The sequence below is a fragment of the Streptomyces sp. MB09-02B genome, from assembly GCF_033794485.1.
GTDB lineage: Bacteria > Actinomycetota > Actinomycetes > Streptomycetales > Streptomycetaceae > Streptomyces.
In genome coordinates, this window is the sequence record NZ_JARGEE010000748.1 from 1 (window position 1) to 2,274 (window position 2,274).

Genomic DNA, 2,274 nt, shown 5'->3' on the forward strand with positions numbered 1-2,274 from the left:
GCCGCCGGAGGCCTGCTGGGGCTTGGGGGCGGGCCGTCCGCCCCGGCGGGTCTCGATCAGGCTGACCGCCTTCTCGGGCAGCCACGCCGACGCCGTACCGCTGTCGTCCGAGCCGGAGCCGAAAAGGTGGGGCGCGAGCTGCGCCTGGAGGTCGGCGGGGTTGGGGCGCGCGGTCGGGTCCATCTGCATACAGGACTCGATGAGGGGGCGCAGGTCGTCGGGGAGCCCGGAGAGGTCCGGTCCTTCCCGCAGCAGCATGAACACGGTCTCGACGGGGTTGGCGCCGTGGAACGGCGCGTGCCCGGTGGCCGCGAACACGAGCATCGAGCCGAGCGAGAAGACGTCGCTCGCGCCGGTCACGCTCCGCGAGTCCTTCGCCTGCTCGGGCGACATGTACGCGGGCGTCCCGACGGCGACGTTCGTCATCGTCAGACGCGTGTTCGATACCCCGGAGGCGATACCGAAGTCGATCACGCGCGGCCCGTCCTCGACGACGAGCACGTTGGAGGGCTTCAGGTCACGGTGGACGAGTCCGGCGCCGTGGATGGACTGGAGGGCTTCGGCCACACCCGCGGCGAACCAGCGGACGGCCTGGACCGGCATGGGCCCGCAGTCGTTCACTATCTCCTCGAGCGAGGGCGCGGGGACGTACGCGGTCGCCAGCCACGGCACGGCGGCGCGCGGGTCGGCGTCGACCACGGCGGCCGTGTAGAAACCGGACACCGCGCGGGCCGCCTCGACCTCACGCGTGAAACGGACCCGGAAGAGCTGGTCCTCCGCGAGCTCCGTCCGCACCGTCTTGATCGCCACGCGCCGACCCGACGCGGAGCGCGCCAGATAGACCAGCCCCATGCCGCCGGCCCCCAGCCGTCCCAGCACCTCGAACGGCCCGATCCGCCGCGGATCGTGCTGCGTCAGCTGATCCACCACTTGCCCTGCCACCTCCCCGTACGGACCGCGTCACCCACGTTGTGCGCGCGACCCCGTGCAGCGTCTCACCACCGCACCGCCATGGCGGCACGCACCCCGATTCTTCCTGCTACCGGGGGCAGGTTGCTAACCCGGGTGCGGATCGGGGTGTCTCAGGACAAAACCACGTTGTCCGCACCTCGGGAAGTGGGAGCCCGGATGGTGGGACAGTTCGGCGGACGACGTACCACCGGCGCACAACCTCGTACGTCTGCCCGCCGGGCGCCCCCTTCACTCCCCCTCGCGGCGGCCGGGCCGCCGGGCGGCCGGCCACCGTGCGCGATCCGATCGTCAGCGGTCTTCCCGCTGGTCAGGCCCGCTCTCCGGGCCGTTGGCCGCGTGTTCCCCCGTCGGCCGTGTCTCGTCCTCGCGCTGGTCGTCCCCCTGCTGCCGCAGCTCGTCCGGGCGCTGTTCGGCCTGATCCGCCGCCTGCGGGGCCTCCCGCCAGCCGTTCTCGTCCTTCCGCTGCAGCAGCGCGAACGACGCCCCTTGATTGTCCGTGACGACCGCCACATTTCCGTACGAGGTGTCGAAGGGCGGCACCTGCACCCGGCCGCCCAGCCGGCTGACGGTCCCGAGCGCGGCCTCGCAGTCCTCGGTGCCGAAGTGGACCAGGAAGTGCGGCGGCATCTCCGCAGGGAAGACGTCCGTGAGCGTGGCGCGGCCGAAGTCGGGGGTGGCGCCCGGGCCGAACAGGGCCTCGTGGAACAAATGCGCGTAGAAGGAGTTGGCCGCCTTGGTGTCGCGGGTGTAGAGCTCGGCCCACGCGAACGTGCCGGGCTCGTGGCGGCGCCCGAAGCCGGGGTGCGCGGCGGCCTGCCAGAGGCCGAAGACCGCGCTTTCCGTGTCCGTGGCGAGCGCGGCGGTACCGAGACCGCCGACCGGGGTGGGCGGGGTGATCACCTGACCGCCGGCCGCGACGATCCGGGCGGTGAGGGCGAACGCGTCCGGGGTCGCGAAGTGGACCGTCCACACGGTGGGGAGGCGGCCGTCGGGTTTGGGGGCGAGGGCGGCGACCGGGGCGCCCTCGATGCGCGCCCAGACCTCGTGCGCGCCGTCCCCGGGGGCCACCTCGAAGGTCCACCCGAAGAGTTCGCCGTAGAACCGCTTGCCCGCTTCGACGTCGGGCAACTGGGCGTCCACCCAGCAGGGCACGCCCTCGGGATACGGGGCGTTTCCCGTCCCGGCGGCGCCACCCGTCTCATCGGCCATGCCGCCAAGCTAAAGGCGCACGAGACAGCGCGCGCGCCGGGCGCGTCCGACCGCGCGACGTTGTGACGTCGGCCGGGGGGGGTGGGGTGGGGG

The 2,274-nt window shown here is 73.0% G+C and carries 2 protein-coding genes; both read right to left on the reverse strand.

Annotated elements, in window-relative coordinates; translation table 11 throughout:
- Positions 1–930 (reverse strand): serine/threonine-protein kinase (locus tag P1P70_RS43605; RefSeq protein ID WP_319247908.1); only part of this gene is annotated, 930 nt, incomplete at its 3' end.
- Positions 931–1,260: 330 nt separating this feature from the next.
- The gene (locus P1P70_RS43610; protein WP_319247910.1) at positions 1,261–2,181 is read right to left on the reverse strand and encodes a VOC family protein; all 921 of its coding nucleotides are present in this window, start codon (positions 2,179–2,181) and stop codon (positions 1,261–1,263) included.
- Positions 2,182–2,274: the final 93 nt, after the last annotated feature.

Bases quoted from the DNA above. Each gene is read 5' to 3' on its own strand.
- P1P70_RS43610 (WP_319247910.1), bottom strand. From the start codon at position 2,181: ATGGCCGATGAGACGGGTGGCGCCGCCGGGACGGGAAACGCCCCGTAT.